This is a genomic window from Petropleomorpha daqingensis (assembly GCF_013408985.1).
Classification (GTDB): domain Bacteria; phylum Actinomycetota; class Actinomycetes; order Mycobacteriales; family Geodermatophilaceae; genus Petropleomorpha; species Petropleomorpha daqingensis.
The window spans coordinates 1,766,888-1,785,959 of the sequence record NZ_JACBZT010000001.1 but is presented as its reverse complement, the minus strand read 5'-3'; the positions used below and the strand labels follow the sequence as shown (position 1 = coordinate 1,785,959).

Genomic DNA, 19,072 nt, shown 5'->3' with positions numbered 1-19,072 from the left:
CGTGCGCCTGCCGCCGGGGCGTGTCCCCCCACCCGGCGACAGGGCGTTCAGGGGCGCCGCGTCAGCGGGCGAGGGTGACGCAGGCGGGGCAGACGTCACGGGCGACGGTCGGCCACTCCACGTCGGTCATGATGCGGGCGAGCGAGCCGCAGAGGGTCAGCTCGCAGGCGCCGTCGACCTCGGGGGTCGGCCGGTGCACCTCGACCGCGTGCCACAGGGCGGTGGTGGGGCCGTGGGCGCGGCTGCGCGCGGCGGCGTAGACGGTGGCGGGCGCCGGGGCGACGGTCGGGGTCGTCATGTCCCGAACGGTCGGCAGGTCGCCGTCCGCTGGTTACGGTCCCCCCGGGTCCCCTCCCCCCGAAGGGGGAGACGGACGCCCCTGCACATCCCGAGCCCGTCCGGTGCAGGATGCGGTCATGGAGCTCACCAAGCACGGGCACGCCTGCGTCGTCCTCAGCGACGGGGACCGCCGGCTCGTCATCGATCCCGGGGCCTTCACCGATCCGTCGGTGCTGCAGGGCGCGAGCGCCGTCCTGGTGACCCACGAGCACTTCGACCACGTCGTGCCCGACCAGCTGAAGGCGGCGCTGGAGGCCGACCCGGCGCTGGAGGTGTGGACCAACCGGTCGGTCGCCGAGCTGCTGGACGGCGCCGGGTCGCGGGTGCACGTGGTCGGCGCGGGAGACGCGGTGACCGCGGCCGGCTTCGAGGTGCACGTGCACGGCGAGCTGCACGCGCAGATCCACCCGGAGATCCCGCGGATCGCCAACGTCGGGTTCCTGGTCGAGGGCCAGGTCTTCCACCCGGGCGACGCGTTCACCGTGCCCGACGAGCCGGTGGCCACGCTCCTGCTGCCGATCCACGCCCCCTGGTCGAAGGCGGCAGAGGTGATCGACTACGTGCGCGAGGTGCGCGCCGACCAGGCGTACGCGCTGCACGACGGCCTGCTCAACGACAGCGGGCTCGGCGTGCTCACCGGGCTGCTCGGCGAGCGGGGCCCGGGCACCCCCACCCCCTACAGCCGGCTGTCCCCGGGGGACTCGGTCGACCTGTGAGTCCCCCGGGGGTCCGAGTTACCTGATCGCCCGGCGGCGGGAGCCGCCGGTGATCGCCTCCGCGGTGCCGACGAGCAGCACGCTGGCGACCACGGCCAGGATGAAGCCCAGCACGTTGAGCTCCCAGATGCTGCCGGTGCCGAGCATCCAGGCGATCGTGCCGCCGATCAGCGAGCCGACGAGGCCCAGGCCGAGCGTGGCCAGGATCGACAGGTTCTGCTTGCCCGGCATGATGAGCCGCGCCAGGGCGCCGATGACGAGTCCTGCGACGAGAAAGCCGATCATGTCCGTCTCCTCCGGGTCGGACCGGCGCGTGCCGGCGGTCAGCCGGCTGCACGGCGCCGGTGCAGTTGCGCCGCACCTACCCTGACGACCGGGCCCGATGCACGGTTCCCCCGAACCGGGGACGGCGCTCAGGCGGTCTCGGCCACCTGGTCGACGTGCGCGGGCAGCTTGTCGAGCTCGGCGTCGACGGTGCGCTGCACCAGCCGCCGCATCGCCCCCTGCTGGATGCGCTGCACCACCCGGCTGCCGCGCTTCGCCTCGTGCGTCAGGGTGATCGTCACCCGGGTCGCCCCGGGGCCGGCGTCGGCCAGCTCGATCCGCGTCGTCCAGGTCTCCGGCGTGAGCTCCAGTCGCGTCGCGACGACCTTCTTGGGCACCCAGTCGACGATCTCGCCCTGCGGAGCGCCCGCGTCGGGCGCCCGGCCGCCTTCCAGCCGGCCCGGGACGCACACGAACGTCGTCCCGGTGCCCGCCGTCGGCGAGCCGGAGACCACGTAGGAGACGTCGCAGACCGCGCAGTACGGGGAGAGGACGGCGAGCGCCTGCCACACCCGCGCGCGCGGGAAGGGGACCTCGCGGCTACCGCTCGCCGTCGTCATGAGGCCATCTTTCACTTGCCGCCGACGGAGACCTCGAACTCGACCTGGCTCACGTCCGGTCGCAGGCGGGAGAAGCTGTGCACCAGGGGGTGGCCCCCGCTGTCGTGCACGGTCGTGCGGACCACCAGGAGCGGGGAGCCGGCGACCACGTCGAGCAGCTCGGCCTCGTCGGGAGCGGCCATGCCGACGTCGACCACGATCCGGGCGTGGGCCAGGTCGGCGGCGTACTCGCGGCGCAGGTACTCGTACAGCGAGCCCTGGGAGAGGTCGGCCTCGGCCGCCTTCGGGTAGACCGCGGCGGGCAGGAAGCTGTGCGCGACGTGGTTGGGCGCGCCGTCGACGCTGCGCAGCCGCACCAGCTCGACGACGTCGTCGGCGACCGCGAGGGCGAGCTCGCCGGCCACGGACGACGGCGCCGGCACGACGCGCTGGGTCAGCACCGTCGTGCCGACCTGGGCGCCCTGCTCGGTCATGACCGAGGTGAAGCCGGCGATCCGGTGCACGAAGCTCTCGCGGTACTCGTGCCGGATGGCCGGGCGGGTGACGTACGTGCCGCGGCCCTGCTCGCGCACCAGGTGGCCGTCGGCGACCAGGCCGTCGACCGCGCGGCGCAGGGTGATCCGGCTGACCCCGTACTCGGCGCACAGCTGCGGCTCGGGGGGCAGCAGGGTGTGCTCGGGCAGGGCCGAGACGCGCCGCCGCAGGTGTTCCCGGACCGAGAGGTACTTCGGTCCCGCGGGCGTGGTCGTCACGGTTCAAAGGTACTGGAAGGAAAGACGTCTGGTCGTCATGTCGTCTCGGACGTCCGGCAGCGCGGGAGTTTAACGCGGAAGAGGTCGAGACGTCTAGACGTCATGACGTACTGTCGTCTCGCCCACGGTTCCCCAAGGAGAGGACCCCCGTGCGACTCGGGATCCTGACCGGCGGCGGCGACTGCCCCGGCCTCAACGCCGTCATCCGCTCGGTCGTGCGCGCGGCGACCACCCACTACGGCAGCGAGGTGCTCGGCTTCCGCGACGGCTGGCGCGGGCTGCTCGAGGACCGGACGACGCCGCTGGACGTCGCGGCCGTCGACGGCCTGCTCACCCGCGGCGGGACGACGCTCGGTTCGGCGCGGGTGGCACCCGAGACGCTCAACGCCGGGATCGCGCAGATGAAGGGCGTGCTCGCCGCGCACGGGGTCGACGTCCTCGTCCCGATCGGCGGGGAGGGCACGCTCACCGCCGCGCACCTGCTCTCGCAGGCCGGCGTCCCGGTGGTCGGCGTCCCCAAGACCATCGACAACGACATCGACGGCACCGACCTGACCTTCGGCTTCGACACCGCGGTCAGCATCGCCACCGAGATGATCGACCGGCTGCACACGACCGCCGAGTCGCACCAGCGGGTGCTGCTGGTCGAGGTGATGGGCCGGCACGCCGGCTGGATCGCGCTGCACGCCGGCCTGGCCGCGGGCGCCCACCTGACCCTGGTGCCCGAGGAGCCGTTCGACGTCGCCGAGGTGGCGAAGATCGTCGAGGGCCGCTTCGACCGCGGGGACACCCACGTGATCGGCGTCGTCGCCGAGGGTGCCCACCCCAGGCCGGGCAGCATGCCGCTGCGGGACGGCGGGCTGGACGAGTTCGGCCACCGCCGGTTCACCGGGGTCGCCCAGCAGCTGGGTGAGGAGCTGGAGCGGCGCACCGGCAAGGAGGTGCGCACCACCGTGCTCGGCCACGTGCAGCGCGGCGGGACGCCGACGTCGTTCGACCGCGTGCTGGCCACCCGGTTCGGTCTGCACGCGACGATCGCCGCGCACGAGGGCGCCCACGGGCAGATGGTGGCGCTGCGCGGGACGGAGATCGAGCTGGTGCCGCTGGCCCGCGCCGTGGCGAAGCTGAAGACCGTTCCGCCACGGCGCATGGCCGAGACCGGCGCGTTCACCGGCTGAGCCGTAGCGTGAGCGCATGCGCAAGGGCATCCACCCCGAGTACCGCGAGGTCGTCTTCCGCGACGCCGCGAGCGGAGCGACCTACAAGACCCGGTCGACCATGAACAGCGACCAGACGGTCGAGTGGACCGACGGGCGTACCTACCCCCTGGTGGTCGTCGACATCTCCGCCGCCTCGCACCCGTTCTGGACCGGCAACCAGCGCGTGCTGGACACCGCGGGTCGCGTGGAACGCTTCCGGCAGCGGTACGGGGGCAACGAGCGCCCCCGCAAGAAGTGATGCGTGGAGAGGTGCCTGGTCAGGACCGTGCGCGACGGAGCACGATCTGCGCGTGAGCGGAACGCCGGACTGGCGCGCCCAGAAGCGCGAGGAGACGCACCAGCGCATCTACGACACAGGCATGCGCCTGTTCGCCGAGCGCGGGTTCGACCGTGTGAGCGTCGGCGACATCGCCCGCGAGGCCAAGGTCTCGGTGCCGACGTTCTACGCGCACTTCGAGAACAAAGAGCACATCGTGATGCAGATGCCGGCGCAGGAGGAGATCGACACGATCCTCTCCGCGCAGCCGACGGACGTGCCGCTGGCCGAGCGCATCCGCAGCGGGATCATGGCCTGGATCAACCACTACGGCCCCGAGGAGCGCGAGCAGCTGCTGCAGCGCTGGCGGATCGTCGTGGCCACCCCGGGCCTGCGCAACCAGGCCGCCACGTTCGAGCGGGCCACCGCCGGCCTGGTCTCCGACGCCCTCAAGGCCGACGCGGAGCCGGGTAGCTCGCCGGTCGCGATGGACGTCGTCGTCACCGCCAGCCTGTCGGCCTACACCCAGATCATCCTGCGGTGGGCCGAGGCGGGCGGGACGCTGTCCCTCGAGGAGGTCGCCGAGGACGTGCTCAACGCCCTCCGCGAACTCTAAGGAGCCTTCAACTCGATCACGGTGACCTCGGGGGTGGCGCCGACTCGCATCGGCGGCCCCCAGAACCCCACCCCGGGCGTGACGTACAGCTGCGTCGGCCCCTGTCTCGACCAGCCCTCGACCGCCGGCTGGTCGAGCCGGACGACGTGGTCGAACGGCCACAGCTGCCCGCCGTGCGTGTGCCCGGACAGCTGCAGGTCCACCCCGGCGGCTGCGGCCTGCTCCACCTGCACCGGCTGGTGGGCCAGCAGCACGACCGGCCGGCTGTCGTCGCGGCCGTCCAGCGCCGCGTCGAGGTCCGCGCCCTGCCCGGGGATCCCGGAGGAGGCCGCCGTCCGGTCGTCGATGCCGGCCAGGTCGAACGACGCGCTCCCCCGGCGGATCGCGACCCGCTCGTTGTGCAGCACGTCGATGCCCAGGGTCGGCAGGTGCCGGAGCCACGCGCGGGTGTCGACGAAGTACTCGTGGTTGCCGGTGACGAAGTAGACGCCCTGCTCGCTCACCAGGTCGGCCAGCGGCGCCACCTCACCGCGCAGCTGGGCCACCTCGCCGTCGACCAGGTCGCCGACGATCGCGACGACGTCCGGCCGCTGCTGGTTGACCAGCTCGACCACCCGCTCGAAGCGCCGTCCGCCGTAGGTGGCCGACAGGTGGGCGTCGGAGAAGGTGACGATCCGCAGGCCGTCCAGCGCCGGGTCCAGCCGGGGCAGCGTGATCGGCACCCGCCGCACCCGCGGCGGTGAGTTGGCCAGGTAGGCACCGGTGCCGGCGGTGGCGAGCGCGACGACGCCGGCCGTCGCGGCCAGGCTCCGACCGAGGAAGAGCCGGCGGGCCGGATCGACCACGGCCTCCTCGACGACGGCGGCGCCGGGCCCGTCGGCGAGCGGCCGCCGGGTCCAGCGCCGCAGCGCCCACCGCACGGGCTCCAGCACCACGAGGGTCAGGAAGGCGTAGAACGCCACCCCGAGCCAGCTGTAGGCGATCCAGTCCAGCGGCGCGGCGACCGGGTTCGGCAGGCCTCGGCCCAGCGTCACGGCCAGCGGCAGCAGGACCGCCAGCACGACGGTCGTGAGCGTCAGCCACCGGCGGGCCCGGCCCGGCCGGGTGGTGCCGCGCACCAGCCGCCACCACAGGTAGGTGTGCAGCAGGACGACGGCGAGCAGGACGACGGTGCCGAACCCGAGCAGGCGGACGAGGGTCAGGGCCGGCTCCTCATTTCTTCCCGGCCTTGCGGACGGCCTTGGACAGCGTCGGTTCCAGCTCCCAGAACCCCGCCTCCGCCGCGGTGGCGCGCGCCTCCTCCAGCGCGTGCAGCCGGCCGAAGGTCCAGCCGTTCTCGCCCGCGGCCGAGGCGGCCATGCCGAGCCGGCGGCACCAGTCGCGGGTGACGACGGTGTCCTGCCGCTCTCCCAGCAGGTCCTGCACGGTCTTCATGCGGTCCACCAGGGCGTCGGCGCGGCTGCCGAGCACGGGGGCGGCCACCTCGGCGGTGTAGCGCACCCGCTTGGCCGCCTTGCGCACCTCGTGCAGGGAGCCGCTCGCCGACTCGTCCTGCGCGGCCGCGATCCGCCTGCGCAGCCGCTTGCCGGCGCGCCGGACGGCGTCGGCGAGCACGGGGCGGGCCGGGTCCCCCGCGCGGTCGCCGTACGGGGGGTCGTCGAGCAGCGCGTGCAGGTCGTCGAGCAGCTGCCGGTACCGCGCGCCGGCGAGCGTGCGGGCGGCCGCACGCCGGCCGGCCTCGGCGTCCTTGATCTCGGCCTGCTGCAGGCGGGCGATCACCGGCCCGACCAGCAGCTCGTCCGGCTGGGCCGCGGCCAGCTCGCGCAGGTGCGCGAGGGCGACCTGCCCGTCGCGGGCGCCCGAGAGCTCCGTGCCGACCCACTTCAGCTCGTCGCGCAGCGGGTCGGTGCGTGCCCGGTCGACCACCGGGCGGTAGGCGGCGAGGATGCTGCGCAGCCGGCGGCAGGCGACGCGCAGGTCGTGCACGCCGTCGGCCTGGTCGGTGCGGACCAGCAGGTCGGCGTCCTGCAGCGCCTGCACCTGGGTGGCCAGCGCGGCCAGGACCACCTGTCCCGCGGGGGTCTTCTTCGTCGGTTTCGGCAGCGCCGGCCCGCCGTCGACCGCCGCCAGCCGGTCGGTCAGCACGCGGGCGAGCTTGGACGGCGACGGCGAGGGTGAGGCACCGGCCGCCACCAGGCGCTCGGCGACCGCGGCCAGCACCGCCTCGTCGCCGTCCACCAGCTCCACCTCGAGCTCGCGCCACACCTGCACGGTGGCCGGCTCGTCCGGGGTGGCGGCGAACGCGGTGCCGGTGACCGTGTCGTCGGCGACCTCGGCGAGCACCCGGCCGTCGTCGGCACGCAGCAGGGTGACCAGCCGGCGGGTCTGCAGCGAGGCGACCGGCCCGACCGGCGCGCCGCGCACGATCCCCGTCACCGGCTCCTGCACGGTCTTGGGCGGCGTCCGCCCGGCCCGGCCCAGCGGGGAGTGCAGCTCCCGGCGGGCGCCGGCCGTCTCGGGCAGCTTGACGTGCCAGCCGGCGTCCGGGCCGCCAGTGCGCCGGCGCATCGTCACGCGGGCGCGGGCCAGCCGCAGATCGGGGGTGTCGTGGTAGACCGCCTCCAGCTGCCGCTCCTCGGGGGCGTCCACGCCGGCCACCCCGTCCACGCCGGCCAGGTCGGGCAGGACGAAATCCGTGGGCACGTCGAACTTGCGCTCGACCTCCACGTGGACCGCGGGCATGGCGCGCCTCCTCGCTGCGGGGGACAACCGGAACGATGCCACCCCACCAGGGCGGATGCGCCTCCGATGTTCGCCGGTCGACCCGACGGGGCACTCCCGGCACCACAGTCGAGGGGAGCCCACCCATGTTGACCGAGCGCGAGGTGTCCGCCGCAGTCGGCGGCACCGCCTACGACGCCGAGGGCGGCAAGCTCGGCACCGTCGAGCACTTCTTCGCCGACGACCGCACCGGCACACCCACGTGGGTCGCCGTGACGACGGGCCTGTTCGGCACCCGCACGTCGCTGGTGCCCGTGCAGAGCGCCTCGCTGTCCGAGGGCCGGCTGGTCCTGCCGGTGACCAAGGACGCGGTCCGATCGGCTCCCGAGGTCGGCGACGGCGGCCACCTGGGCCCGGACGACGAGGCGCAGCTGCGCCGTCACTACGGCCTCGAGCCGGCCGGCACCGGCGAGCCGGCGTGGACGGCGGACGCCACGGGCCTCACCCCCGCCGGCGCCGGGCCGGACGAGGAGGAGCACAGCGGCCGGCACGCGGCCCCCGACCAGGCCACGGACGGGGGGATGGTCCGCTCCGAGGAGCAGCTGCGGGTCGGCACCGAGCAGGTCGCCGCCACCCGGGTCCGGGTCGTGAAGTACGTCGTCACCGAGGAGGTGCAGCTCACCGTCCCGATCCGGCGCGAGGAGATCCGCGTCGAGGAGGTGCCGCTGGACGCGCCCGACGAGCCCGGGGAGTCGCTGGTCCCGACCGGGGCCGGTGGGGAGCTGCCCGACGAGATCGTGCTGCACACCGAGCGGCCGGTGGTGGGCGTGGAGGTCGTGCCCACCGAGCGGGTGCGCCTGCGCACCGAGGTCGTGGCGGGCCAGGAGACGGTGACCCGCCAGGTGCAGCGCGAGCAGATCGCCGTCGACCAGCAGGGCCCCGCTCGCTAGCGTGCCGGGGTGGACTTCGCCCCTGATCCCCGGACCACCGAGCTCGCCGAGCAGCTCCAGGCCTTTCTGGACGAGCGGATCTACCCCGCGGAAGCGGCGTTCGACGAGCAGGTGCAGGAGTCGGGCTGGGCGCGCCCGCCGATCATCGAGGAGCTCCAGGCCGAGGCGCGCTCGCGGGGGCTGTGGAACCTCTTCCTGCCCAAGGAGCACCACGAGCGGCACGGCTACGGCGCCGGGCTGACCAACCTGCAGTACGCCCCGCTGGCCGAGCTCACCGGGCGCAGCCCCGCGCTGGCCCCCGAGGCGGTGAACTCCGCGGCGCCGGACACCGGCAACATGGAGCTGCTGTCGCTGTTCGGCACCGAGCAGCAGCGCGCGGAGTGGCTCGAACCGCTGCTCGCCGGGGAGATCCGGTCGGTCTTCTCGATGACCGAGCCCGCGGTCGCATCGTCCGACGCCACGAACATCCGCACCGAGATCCGCCGGGACGGCGACGAGTACGTCATCCAGGGGCGCAAGTGGTGGTCCTCGGGTGCGATGAACCCCAACTGCCGGATCGCGATCGTCATGGGCGTCACCGATCCGGACGCCGAGCCGCACCGCCGGCAGTCGATGATCCTCGTGCCGATGGACACCCCCGGCGTCACGATCGAGCGCTCGACCAGCGTGTTCGGCTACTCCGACGCCGCGCACGGCGGGCACGCGGTGATCCACTACGACGACGTCCGGGTGCCGGCGTCCAACCTGCTCGGCGAGCCCGGCTCCGGCTTCGCGCTCGCCCAGGCGCGGCTGGGGCCCGGCCGGATCCACCACTGCATGCGGCTGCTGGGCATGGCGGAGCGGGCGGTGGACCTCATGGTCGACCGGGTCAAGCAGCGGGTCGCCTTCGGCAAGCCGGTCGCCGAGCAGGGCGTCGTCCAGCACTGGATCGCCCAGTCCCGCATCCGGATCGAGCAGGCCCGGCTGCTGGTGCTCAAGACGGCGTGGCTGATCGACACCGTCGGCAACCAGGGCGCGCGCACCGAGGTCGCCGCGATCAAGGTCGCCACCCCCGAGGTGACCAAGTACGTGGTCGACCGGGCGATCCAGGCGCACGGCGGCATGGGGGTCAGCCAGGACACCCCCCTGGCGTCGCTCTACGCGCAGGCGCGGCTGCTGCAGATCGCCGACGGCCCGGACGAGGTGCACGAGATGGTCATCGCCCGGCGCGAGCTGCGCGCCCGCTGACAGGGCAGGCGTTGATCAGGTGACCTGATCACCGGCTGTCCTCCTGCACCAGCGTTGGTGCGGTCGGACAGCGTTTGATCAGGTCACCTGATCACCGTCCGGCACCCTGCCGCACGGACCGGCGTTTTGCGCTCGCGATCCTCGGCTAACCCGAGGGTCTGGTCGGTCAGCCTCGGGGGGACATCGGCGCCGGGCCGACCCAGGATGAGGGAGCGTCCGTTGGCACACGAGGCGAAGCGAGAAGCGCAGGAAGCCCTGTTCACGGCGATCAAGGACCAGGCCGAGACGAACATGAAGTCGGCCCTGCGGGCGCCGGAGAAGGCCCATCTCCTCCTGGAGCTGGCCGAGGCCTACCGGCTCGCCGCCGGCGGTCCCATGCCGGAGATGGCCAGCGCCCGGCAGCGGTCCAACGGCGCGACCCACCAGGAGGCGGCTACGCGCTGACGCCGAGCCTCCGGCGGACCACCTTCCGGGCGATCTCGAGGGCCCCCGGGTCGTCGTGCAGCACGAAGTTGGTGTCGGCGGCCAGGATGATCCCGTTCAGCTCGAAGGCGAGGGCCACCGGGTCCTCGTCGTCGGGCAGGTCGCCCTGCTGCACCGCCGCGGCCGCGACCTGCTGCAGCAGCTGGTGGAACCGCGACTGGAAGGCGGCCACCCGGTCCTTCACCGGGCCGGGGCGGGTGCCCATCTCCAGCGCCGCCCCCGCGAAGAAGCAGCCGCCGGGGAACGTGCGGCGCTCCAAGTGGTCGAAGAAGGCGTCGCAGACGGCGACCAGCCGGGCCACAGGCGTGGGCGCGGCCAGGGCGGGGCCGATGACCTCCAGCTGGAAGATGCGCCCCGCCTCGTCGACGGTGGCCAGCTGCAGTTCCTGCTTCGAGCCGAAGTGGGCGTAGAGGCCGCTCTTGCTCATCTTCAGGGCGTCGGCGAGGTTGCCGATGGACAGCCCCTCCAGCCCGTCGACGGTAGCGAGGGAGACGGCCTCGCGCAGGATCGCCGCGCGCGTGCGCTGGCCGTCGGAGCGCGTCTTGCGCGCCCGCGGCAGCGGCTCGAGGAGGACGTCCTCCGAGGGAGCGGCACTCACCTTGACAAGTTAGCACGACCGTTCGTACTTTCCTCTGCCATAGCACGAACGGTCGTGCTAACTAGCCGGAGGTGGAGCCATGGCGAACAAGTCGGTCATCAGCCTGACCACGGGCATGGAGGACCCGGAGAAGGTCATGATCGCGTTCCTCGTCGCGGTCGGGGCCGCCGAGCAGGGACGGCAGACGCTGATGTTCCTGACCAAGGAGGCCGTCCGGCTGGCCACGGAAGGGGTCGCGACCGGCACGGCGTGCGAGGGCTGCCCGCCGCTGCCCTCCCTGCTCGAGCGGTACGGCAAGGCCGGCGGGACGTTCCTGGTCTGCCCGATCTGCTTCGACTCGAGGAAGCTCGACAAGGGCATGCTCATCGAGGGCGCCGAGCTCGGCGGCACCGTGCCCATGTGGCAGTGGATCGGCGACGACCCCGCGGTGACGTTCTCCTACTGAGCCGAGGTTCCGGAGGGGGCTCCGCTCCGGGCCCCCCGCGCGGCAGGATTGTTCTGTGCGAGGCCTGGAGATCGTCGTCGTCATCGGGGTGCTGGTGCTGCTCGGCGGCGTCCTGGCCCCGTGGCTGAGGCTGCCGGCGCCCCTCGTCCAGCTGCTGCTCGGCGTCGCCGTCGGCTTCGTGCCGGGCCTCGGCGACGTCGAGATGCCGCCCGAGGTGGTGCTGTTCCTCTTCCTGCCGGCCCTCCTGTACTGGGAGTCGCTGAACACGTCGCTGCGCGAAGCGCGGGCGAACGTCCGCGTGATCTTCCTGTCGTCGGTCGTCCTCGTGCTGGTCACGGCGACGACCGTCGCGCTGGTCGGGCACGCGCTGGGCCTGTCCTGGCCGATGGCCTGGGTGCTGGGCGCCGTCCTCGCGCCCACCGACGCGACCGCGGTCGCCGCCGTCGCCGGCCGGCTGCCCCGGCGCCAGGCCACGCTGCTGCGCGCGGAGAGCCTGATCAACGACGGCACCGCGCTGGCCGTCTACGGCGTCGCGGTGGGGATCGCCGTCGGCACCCTGGAGATCGGCGCGGGCGGGATCGCGTGGCGGCTGGCGTGGTCCTACGTCGGGGGCATCGCCGCGGGCCTGGCCGTCGCCAGCCTGGCCGTGCTCGTGCGCCGGCGGCTGCACGACGTCCGGCTGGAGAACCTGGTCGGGCTGCTCACCCCGTTCGTCGCCTACCTCCCCGCCGAGCTGCTGGGCGCCTCCGGGGTGGTCGCCGTCGTCACGGCCGGGCTGGCGCTCACCCAGATCCCGCCGACGCTGATCCCGGCCCGCACGCGCGTCCAGTCCCGCGCCTTCTGGACCCTGACCAGCTACGTGCTCAACGGGGCGCTGTTCGTGCTCATCGGCCTGGAGCTGCACGCCGTGGTGGCCGGCCGCAGCGCGTCGGAGCTGCTGGCGGGCTCGGCGATCGCGCTGCTGGTCTCGCTCGTCGTCGTCGGCACCCGGCTGGTGTGGTCGAACTCGACGCCGTACCTGATCCGGGCGATCGACCGCCGACCGGCGCAGCGCCTGCGCCGGGTGGGCTTTCGCCAGCGCCAGCCGCTGGCGTGGGCGGGCTTCCGCGGCGCGGTCTCGCTGGCCGCGGCGCTCGCCATCCCCGCCACCATGGACGGCGGCGGGCCGCTGGAGGGCCGCGACCTCGTGCTGCTGGTGACCTTCGGCGTCATCGTGTTCACGCTGGTCGTGCAGGGCCTCACGCTGCCGGCCGTCGTCCGCTGGGCGCACCTGCCGGAGGACAGCCGCGAGACCGAGGAGCAGCGGCTGGCCCAGCGCGAGGCGACCCGGGCGGCCATGGATGCGATGGAGGACCGCGCCGCCGAGCTCGGCGTGCCCGACGACGTCTGGAAGCAGGTGCACGCCGACTACGAGGAGCACCTGCGCGAGCTGGAGCTGAAGTACGCGGTGCTGGACGGCGAGGCCGAGGATCGCGACCGCGATTCCCTGGCCGCGCTCAAGGCCGCACGCCGGCTGCGGGTGGCGCTGCTCGCGGACAAGCGCCGGGCGCTCGCCCAACTGCGCCACGACCGCCGCATCGACGACCTGGTGCTGGTGCGCATGCAGAACCAGCTGGACGCCGAGGAGGTCCGCCTCTCCGGCCCCGTCGACGACGACTGAGCGGAGTGCCACGGGCGCGCTTTCCGCGCCGTGGCACTCCGCTAGGGCCTGCGGTCGGGCATGAAGGCGAACTTCTCGCGGGTCGCGGCGACCTCAGCCGCGTCGACGTCCGCGAGCAGCATCGTCTCGACGCCGGCCGCCGTGGCCAGCAGCTCGCCCATCGGGCTGACGATCCGGCTGTCGCCGAGGTGCTCGAGACCGTTGCCGTCGGCGCCGACCCGGTTCACGCCGACCACGTACGCCTGGTTCTCGATCGCGCGGGCCTGCAGCAGCGTCTGCCAGTGGTGCCGGCGCGGGCTGGGCCAGTTCGCCGGCACCAGGTAGACGTCGGTGGCCGGCGCGGCGTCCCAGAACACGTTCGCGAAGCGCAGGTCGTAGCAGATGAACGGCGTGATCCGCAGGCCCCCGATCTCCACGCTGGTCGGCTTCTCCCCCGCCCGGAACCGCTCGTGCTCGCCGGCGTGGGTGAACGGGTGCAGCTTGCGGTAGCGGTGCGTCGTCCCGTCCGGCCCGGCCAGGACGAAGGAGTTGTAGGGCAGCTCGCCGTCCGCGGCGATCTCGGGACAGGTGCCGCCCACCCAGACGCCGTGCTCGGCGGCCTGCGCCTGCAGGAACTGCGCGGACGGGCCGCCCTCGGGCTCGCCGATGCCCGGCGTCATCGAGAAGCCCGTCGAGAACGTCTCGGTGAGCAGCACAAGCTCGGCACCGGCGCCCGCCGCGCCGGCGATCCACGGGGCGAGCCGCGCGAAGTTGGCGTCGCGGTCCTCCCACACGATGTCGTGCTGCACCGCCGCGATCCTCATGCCATCTCCCTCAACCGCTTCACCGCAACGCCGAGCACCTCGTCGCGCTTGCAGAACGCGAACCGGACCAGGTGCCGGCCCAGGTGCGCGTGCGCCGGGTCGTAGAACACCACAGTCGGGACGCCGACGACACCGGCCCGCTCCGGCAGCGAGCGGCAGAACGCCAGCCCGTCGCCGTCCGGCTGCACGGGGCGGACGTCGACCGTCGCGAAGTACGTGGCCTCCGGGCTGATCACCGGCAGCCCCGCCTCGCGCAGGCCCTGGACCAGGACGTCGCGCCGGTACTCGAGGTCGCGGGCGATCCCGGTGAAGTACTCGTCGGGCAGCCGCAGCCCGGCGGCGATCGCGGGCTGGAACGGCCCACCGCTGACGTAGGTGAGGAACTGCTTGGCCGTGCGGACGGCGGTCACCAGCTCGGCCGGCGCGCAGATCCAGCCGATCTTCCAGCCGGTGGTGTTGAACGTCTTGCCGGCGCTGCTGACGACGATCGTGCGCTCGCGCATGCCCGGCAGGGTGGCGATCGAGCGGTGCTCGGCCCCGGAGAAGACCAGGTGCTCGTAGACCTCGTCGGTGAGCACCAGCAGCTCGTGCTCCATGGCCAGGGCGGCCAGCTGGCCCAGCTCCTCGGCGGTGAACACCTTGCCGGTGGGGTTGTGCGGGGTGTTGAGCAGCAGCAGCTTCGTCCGCGGCGTGACGGCGGCCCGCACCTCGTCGGGGTCGAAGCTCCACGGTCCGTCGTCCCCGGCCGGTGGGCGCAGCGGCACCGGCCGCAGCACGCCGCCGGCCATGGCCACGCCCGCGGCGTAGCTGTCGTACATCGGCTCGAAGAGCACGACCTCGTCGCCGGGCTCGAGCAGCGCGATCAGCGCGGCGGCCAGCGCCTCGGTGGCCCCGGCGGTGACCAGCACCTCGGTGTCGGGGTCGTAGCCGAGGCCGCGGAAGTGCTGCACGTGGTCGGCGATCGCCAGCCGCAGCTCGGGGATGCCCGGGCCGGGCGGGTACTGGTCGTGCCCGGTGCCGATCGCGGCGCGGGCGACGTCGAGCACCTCGTCGGGGCCGGGGTAGTCGGGGAAGCCCTGGCCGAGGTTGACCGCGCCGGTGGCCACGGCCAGGGCGCTCATCTCGGCGAAGATCGTCGTCCCGAAGCCCTGCAGCCGGGCCGACAGGTAGGGCACGCGGGTCATGTCACCACCTCGAAGCGCACGCTACGGCTCGCCACGTCGGCCTCGACCAGCCGGACCTCCACCCGGGTGCCCGGCGTCAGGGGGCCGGCGCAGCGGGCGCGCACGGCCAGCTCGTCCAGGACCACGGTGCCCTCGTCGAGCGCGACCGCCGGGAAGCGGTCGCCCTCGCGGCCGTGCAGGAGCCACGCCTCCGTGGCGTCGACGACCGCGCGCTCCACCTCGTGCGTGCGACGGTCGGAGGTCGCCATGAGCTCGGGGAGCAGGGGCAGGGCCGCGCGCAGCTCGTCGCCCGGACCGCGGCCGGTGGCCAGCGCCAGGCAGACCTCGGTGCCGAACCGGTCGACCAGCCGGCGCAGCGGCGCGGTGACGTGCGCGTACGGGGCGGCGACCCCGCTGTGCAGCGGCTGCGCGGGGGGCGCACCGTCGAAGGCGGTGTAGCCCGAGCCGCGCAGCAGCGTCGCCGCCTCCTCGAGGAACGCCGCGTGCCGGGGGTCGCCGGCGTCCAGGCCGCTGATCACCGAGCCGGGGCTCGCACCGGCCGGCCAGTCGACGCCGAGCGCCGGCGCCAGCAGCCGCAGCCGTTCGACGTCCTGGGGGCGGGCCGGCGGGAGCGTGCGCAGGATGCCGACCCCGCCGTCGAGCATCAGCCCGGCCGCGCACCGGCCGGTGAGCAGCGAGATCTGCGCGTTCCACGTCTCGACGGGCAGGTCGCCGCGGAAGACAAGGGTCCAGCCGCCGTCCGGCGTGGGCTGCACCTCCTGCTCGGGGGTGCCCAGCTCGATGGCGCCGCGGTCGGCGGCCCGTTCCAGCAGCAGCCGGCCGATCCGCGGCAGCAGGGCCAGGGCGCCGGGCAGCGTGCCGGCGTCGGCCTGCGCCTGCACGCCCGGGTAGTCCAGCTGCGCGCGGCTGCGCACCCGCGCCCGGCGGACGTCGGAGGTGGTCAGCTCGCCGTCGCCGTCCAGGTCGAGGGTCCAGACGACGGCGGGCGTGACCTGGCCGGGCAGCAGGCTGGCCGCGCCCTCGCTGAGCACGGTCGGGTGCAGCGGCACGCGCCGGTCGGGGCTGTAGACGGTCTGGCCGCGGCGGCGGGCCTCGGCGTCCAGCGCCCCGCCGAGCCGCACGAAGCCGCCGACGTCGGCGATCGCGTAGGTGACCCGGAAGCCGCCGTTGCGCTCGGCGAGGTGCACCGCCTGGTCGAGGTCGCGGCTGCCCGGCGGATCGAGGGTGACCAGCTCGACGTCGGTGGCGTCCAGCTCGGGCAGCGGCGGGCGCGCCGCGGCTGCCTCCGCCTCCGCCAGCGCATCCGCGGGGAAGTCCTCCGGCACGCCGAGCTCGGCCCGGATCGCCGCGAAGTCCGGTGGGGACGGCGCCGGCCGCGGCCAGCTCGGCACGCGCAACGGATGCCGCGGAGGACGCTCCATCGGTGTCGTCCTCCTGTCGTCCTGGCGTGGATCAGGTCACCTGATCAAACGCTGTCCTCCCGCACCAATGCTGGTGAGGTAGGACAGCCGGTGATCAGGGAACCTGATCACCGGCTGCCGTTCCACGTGGAACCTCAGCTGCCGGCGGGCTCGCGCAGCTCCCTCCGCAGGATCTTGCCCGTCACCGTCTTCGGCAGCTCGCCGACCAGCTCGATCGAGCGCGGGTACTTGTAGGCCGCCATCCGCTCCTTGCAGAACGCGATGAGCTCCTCGGGCGTGGCCTGGCTTCCCGGCTTGAGCGACACGAACGCCTTCACCGTCTCCCCGCGGTACTCGTCGGGAACGCCCACGACCGCGGCCTCGCGCACCGCCGGGTGCCCGTAGAGGACGTCCTCCACCTCCCGGGGCCACACCTTGTAGCCGGCCGCGTTGATCATGTCCTTCTTGCGGTCGACGATGAAGATCCAGCCCTCGGGGCTCATGAACCCGACGTCGCCGGAGCGCAGCTCGCGACCCGGCAGCGCCTCCTCGGTCTCCTTCTCCTTGCCCCAGTAGCCGAGCACGACCTGCGGCCCCTTCGCGCAGATCTCGCCGACCTCGCCCAGCGGCACCGGCTCGCCGTCCTCGCCGAGGATCCGGACGACGGTGTTGTTGACCGGGCAGCCGACGGAGAAGGCGCCCGAGGTCTGGTCGACCGGCGAGGCGACGCCGCGGGGGGTGAGCGTCATCGGCGAGGTCGTCTCGGTAAGGCCGTAGGCGTTGTGGATGGGCAGGCCGGTCGCCTTCTCGAACGCCTCGGCGACGGACGGCGCGATCGCCGCGCCGCCCGAGTAGATCCACTCGAACGACTCGAAGTCCTCCCGGGCGAAGCCCGGAGCGTTCATCAGCGCGATGAACACGGTGATCGCGCCGATGGTGAACGTCGGCCGGTGCTCGCGGATCGCGTCGAGCACGACCTGCGGCTCGAAGCGGTAGGCCAGCACGAGCGAGGAGCCCGACAGCAGGCAGACGCCGATGTGCCCGATCAGGCCGGTGATGTGGAACAGCGGTGCGACGCCGAGCACCGAGCCGTCCCTGCCGACGCCGGCGTAGTCCCGGTAGACCTGCGCGGTGAAGCAGACGTTGCCGTGGGTGTTCATCGCGCCCTTGGGCACGCCCGTCGTCCCGGACGTGTAGGTCAGGAACGCGACGTCGTCCACCCCGTAGGAGACGTCGGGCACCGACTCGCCGAGGTGTGCCTCGATCAGCTCGACCAGGTCCGTGGTGCCGTCGGAGCGCTGCCGGGAGACCGACCCGAACAGCCGCGAGTCGTGCCGGTTCTGGTACTCGAGCTCCGAGGTGGTCAGCACCAGGGTGACGTCGGTGTCGGGGACGACCTTGCGCGCGACCGAGTCGTACAGCGACTCGAGGCAGAGCAGCACCTTCGCGCCGGAGTCCTCGAGCTGGTAGGCGAGTTCCCGCTCCCGGTTCATCGGGTTGATCGAGACCATGATCCCGCCGGCCTTCCAGGTGGCGACCATGGCGATCACGAACTGCGGGACGTTCTGCAGGTAGACCGCCAAGCGGTCACCGCGCTCGAACCCGTGCTCCCGCAGCCCCGCGGCCAGCGCGGTGGACTGCTCGTCGAGCTGGCGCCACGTGAGGACGCCGTCGAAGTACTTGATCGCCGCGTCGTCCGGCCGGGCGGCGAACGTGGCGCGGACCATCGCGAGGGCGTCGTCGAACTCCACGGCGACGTCAGGGGTCTGGTCGGAGGTGTAGAGGGCCAGCCAGGGTCGGTCGTCGTACGTGGTCATGGAGATCCCCCTCGACAGCGGCGTCGGAATCTCCTCATACAAGCGCCAGACCCCGGCGCCGTCCACCGGTCAGCCGAGGTCGATCCGGACGTCCTCCATCCCCTCGATCGACACCACGTCGCCGCCGCGCAGCTGCCGCCCGCGGCGCTCCTCGGGCTCGCCGTTCACCCGCACGGCGCCTGTCAGCAGCACGTCCTTGACCTGGGCACCGGTCGGGACGGCGTCGACCAGCTTGAGCAGCTGCCCGAGCCGGATGCTCTCCTCCCCCGGGCGCAGCGAGACCGTGCGCATCAGTCCACCACCGGCTGCAGCTCGTCGCCGACCGCCACCGTGCCCGGCCGCAGCACGCCGGCGCCGACGGCGAGCAGGCCGTCCCGCTCGCGGTGGATGGTCTTCAGGACGCCGTTGTCGCGGCCGATCCCGCCGGGCTGCGGGCGGGTGACCATCACGCAGCGCGGCACCGGTTCGACCAGGTCGAGGACCGCGGTGCCCAGCTGCTGCCGGGTACCCGCCAGCGCGTCCTCCCCCTCGCCGTCCAGGACGACGTTGGCCCGGAACCGCCGGCGGTCCCACGTGCCCAGCGTGCCGGTGGACACCAGCGTCACCCGGAAGTCGGGGTTGTCGTGCAACGCCCCGCTCGCGCCCTCCCAGGCGTGCCACGGGCTCGACTCGTCGAAGGCGTCGTCGAGGTTCTCGTACCGCGGCGCGGCGTCGGTGGCCGGGCGCAGCGCGATCCGCCGGCCCGCCCAGTCCGACAGGACGGCGTCGTCGGTGGTGGCCGTGCCGTCGGGCAGGACGACCTCGACCGCGCCGTCCCGGATGCGCGCCGCGGCGAACAGCAGGTCGGGCACCCGGCGGGCGGTCAGGCCGAAGCCGGTCTCGAGGTCGAACAGCGCCCACTGCCGGTCGCCGGCGACGCCGAGCGGCCCGAGCTCCGCCGTCCGGAGCCGTTCCCCCTGCAGGGATTTGACCGGGTAGCGCCAGAGCTCGGTGACGCGCAC

The 19,072-nt window shown here is 73.6% G+C and carries 22 protein-coding genes; 9 read left to right on the top strand and 13 right to left on the bottom strand.

What is annotated here, in order from left to right; all coding sequences use genetic code 11:
* Positions 1-61: 61 nt before the first annotated feature.
* Positions 62-298 (bottom strand): hypothetical protein, encoded by a 237-nt coding sequence (locus GGQ55_RS08885; RefSeq protein WP_179716128.1) that lies wholly within the window; start codon positions 296-298, stop codon positions 62-64.
* Between the two features lie 118 nt (positions 299-416).
* On the opposite strand from GGQ55_RS08885, the gene GGQ55_RS08880 reads away from it, so the two are divergent.
* Positions 417-1,055 carry an MBL fold metallo-hydrolase gene (locus GGQ55_RS08880; RefSeq protein WP_179716127.1) on the top strand — a complete coding sequence of 213 codons (639 nt, stop codon included), beginning with the start codon at positions 417-419 and terminating at the stop codon, positions 1,053-1,055.
* A gap of 18 nt (positions 1,056-1,073) precedes the next feature.
* Here GGQ55_RS08880 and GGQ55_RS08875 read toward each other — a convergent pair whose 3' ends face one another.
* The 3 genes from GGQ55_RS08875 to GGQ55_RS28275 form a co-directional block, all read right to left on the bottom strand.
* The gene (locus tag GGQ55_RS08875) at positions 1,074-1,340 is read right to left on the bottom strand and encodes a GlsB/YeaQ/YmgE family stress response membrane protein (protein ID WP_179716126.1); all 267 of its coding nucleotides are present in this window, start codon (positions 1,338-1,340) and stop codon (positions 1,074-1,076) included.
* Positions 1,341-1,468: 128 nt separating this feature from the next.
* The gene (locus GGQ55_RS08870; protein WP_179716125.1) at positions 1,469-1,939 is read right to left on the bottom strand and encodes an SRPBCC family protein; all 471 of its coding nucleotides are present in this window, start codon (positions 1,937-1,939) and stop codon (positions 1,469-1,471) included.
* A gap of 11 nt (positions 1,940-1,950) precedes the next feature.
* Positions 1,951-2,691 carry a GntR family transcriptional regulator gene (locus tag GGQ55_RS28275; RefSeq protein WP_179716124.1) on the bottom strand — a complete coding sequence of 247 codons (741 nt, stop codon included), beginning with the start codon at positions 2,689-2,691 and terminating at the stop codon, positions 1,951-1,953.
* A gap of 149 nt (positions 2,692-2,840) precedes the next feature.
* Here GGQ55_RS28275 and GGQ55_RS08860 point away from each other — a divergent pair, with 149 nt between their 5' ends.
* From GGQ55_RS08860 to GGQ55_RS08850, 3 genes are read left to right on the top strand one after another with little or no spacing between them, the layout of a single operon-like run.
* A complete protein-coding gene (locus GGQ55_RS08860; RefSeq protein WP_179716123.1) occupies positions 2,841-3,869 on the top strand; it encodes an ATP-dependent 6-phosphofructokinase in 1,029 nt (342 codons plus the stop codon).
* Between the two features lie 16 nt (positions 3,870-3,885).
* Complete coding sequence (locus tag GGQ55_RS08855) at positions 3,886-4,149, top strand: type B 50S ribosomal protein L31 (RefSeq protein ID WP_179716122.1); 264 nt, start codon at positions 3,886-3,888, stop codon at positions 4,147-4,149.
* A gap of 52 nt (positions 4,150-4,201) precedes the next feature.
* Positions 4,202-4,783, top strand: coding sequence for a TetR/AcrR family transcriptional regulator (locus GGQ55_RS08850; protein WP_179716121.1), 582 nt, complete (start codon positions 4,202-4,204; stop codon positions 4,781-4,783).
* Here the strand turns inward: GGQ55_RS08850 and GGQ55_RS08845 are convergent.
* The gene (locus GGQ55_RS08845; protein WP_366489014.1) at positions 4,780-5,901 is read right to left on the bottom strand and encodes a metallophosphoesterase; all 1,122 of its coding nucleotides are present in this window, start codon (positions 5,899-5,901) and stop codon (positions 4,780-4,782) included. The genes GGQ55_RS08850 and GGQ55_RS08845 overlap by 4 nt on opposite strands.
* A gap of 94 nt (positions 5,902-5,995) precedes the next feature.
* On the bottom strand, positions 5,996-7,525 hold the full coding sequence (locus GGQ55_RS08840; RefSeq protein ID WP_179716120.1) for a CYTH and CHAD domain-containing protein: 1,530 nt from the start codon (positions 7,523-7,525) through the stop codon (positions 5,996-5,998).
* A gap of 125 nt (positions 7,526-7,650) precedes the next feature.
* Between GGQ55_RS08840 and GGQ55_RS08835 the strand changes: the two genes are divergently transcribed.
* The 3 genes from GGQ55_RS08835 to GGQ55_RS08825 all read left to right on the top strand — a co-directional run bounded on the left by GGQ55_RS08835 (position 7,651) and on the right by GGQ55_RS08825 (position 10,125).
* On the top strand, positions 7,651-8,454 hold the full coding sequence (locus GGQ55_RS08835) for a PRC and DUF2382 domain-containing protein (protein WP_179716119.1): 804 nt from the start codon (positions 7,651-7,653) through the stop codon (positions 8,452-8,454).
* Between the two features lie 9 nt (positions 8,455-8,463).
* Positions 8,464-9,681 carry an acyl-CoA dehydrogenase family protein gene (locus GGQ55_RS08830; protein ID WP_179716118.1) on the top strand — a complete coding sequence of 406 codons (1,218 nt, stop codon included), beginning with the start codon at positions 8,464-8,466 and terminating at the stop codon, positions 9,679-9,681.
* Between the two features lie 219 nt (positions 9,682-9,900).
* Positions 9,901-10,125, top strand: a complete 225-nt coding sequence (locus tag GGQ55_RS08825) for a hypothetical protein (protein ID WP_179716117.1) — start codon at positions 9,901-9,903, stop codon at positions 10,123-10,125.
* On the opposite strand, the gene GGQ55_RS08820 is transcribed toward GGQ55_RS08825, so the two are convergent.
* The gene (locus tag GGQ55_RS08820) at positions 10,115-10,762 is read right to left on the bottom strand and encodes a TetR/AcrR family transcriptional regulator (RefSeq protein WP_218859218.1); all 648 of its coding nucleotides are present in this window, start codon (positions 10,760-10,762) and stop codon (positions 10,115-10,117) included. The genes GGQ55_RS08825 and GGQ55_RS08820 overlap by 11 nt on opposite strands.
* Before the next feature lie 79 nt (positions 10,763-10,841).
* On the opposite strand from GGQ55_RS08820, the gene GGQ55_RS08815 reads away from it, so the two are divergent.
* Both GGQ55_RS08815 and GGQ55_RS08810 read left to right on the top strand, forming a co-directional pair.
* Entirely contained in the window at positions 10,842-11,207 is a 366-nt protein-coding gene (locus GGQ55_RS08815; RefSeq protein WP_179716116.1) for a DsrE family protein, read from the top strand.
* 55 nt (positions 11,208-11,262) lie between these two features.
* Positions 11,263-12,867 carry a Na+/H+ antiporter gene (locus GGQ55_RS08810; RefSeq protein ID WP_179716115.1) on the top strand — a complete coding sequence of 535 codons (1,605 nt, stop codon included), beginning with the start codon at positions 11,263-11,265 and terminating at the stop codon, positions 12,865-12,867.
* A 41-nt stretch (positions 12,868-12,908) separates the two neighbouring features.
* Here GGQ55_RS08810 and GGQ55_RS08805 read toward each other — a convergent pair whose 3' ends face one another.
* The 6 genes from GGQ55_RS08805 to GGQ55_RS28270 form a co-directional block, all read right to left on the bottom strand.
* Positions 12,909-13,670, bottom strand: a complete 762-nt coding sequence (locus GGQ55_RS08805; protein WP_179716114.1) for a nitrilase-related carbon-nitrogen hydrolase — start codon at positions 13,668-13,670, stop codon at positions 12,909-12,911.
* On the bottom strand, positions 13,667-14,854 hold the full coding sequence (locus GGQ55_RS08800) for a pyridoxal phosphate-dependent aminotransferase (protein ID WP_179716113.1): 1,188 nt from the start codon (positions 14,852-14,854) through the stop codon (positions 13,667-13,669). The genes GGQ55_RS08805 and GGQ55_RS08800 overlap by 4 nt, the downstream gene beginning before the upstream one ends.
* The gene (locus GGQ55_RS08795) at positions 14,851-16,245 is read right to left on the bottom strand and encodes an RNB domain-containing ribonuclease (RefSeq protein ID WP_366489013.1); all 1,395 of its coding nucleotides are present in this window, start codon (positions 16,243-16,245) and stop codon (positions 14,851-14,853) included. Before GGQ55_RS08795 ends, GGQ55_RS08800 begins: the two co-directional genes overlap by 4 nt.
* Before the next feature lie 164 nt (positions 16,246-16,409).
* Positions 16,410-18,071, bottom strand: coding sequence for a class I adenylate-forming enzyme family protein (locus GGQ55_RS08790; RefSeq protein ID WP_179716111.1), 1,662 nt, complete (start codon positions 18,069-18,071; stop codon positions 16,410-16,412).
* 69 nt (positions 18,072-18,140) lie between these two features.
* Entirely contained in the window at positions 18,141-18,362 is a 222-nt protein-coding gene (locus GGQ55_RS08785) for an RNA-binding S4 domain-containing protein (RefSeq protein ID WP_179716110.1), read from the bottom strand.
* Positions 18,362-19,072 (bottom strand): MOSC domain-containing protein, encoded by a 711-nt coding sequence (locus GGQ55_RS28270; RefSeq protein ID WP_179716109.1) that lies wholly within the window; start codon positions 19,070-19,072, stop codon positions 18,362-18,364. The genes GGQ55_RS08785 and GGQ55_RS28270 overlap by 1 nt, the downstream gene beginning before the upstream one ends.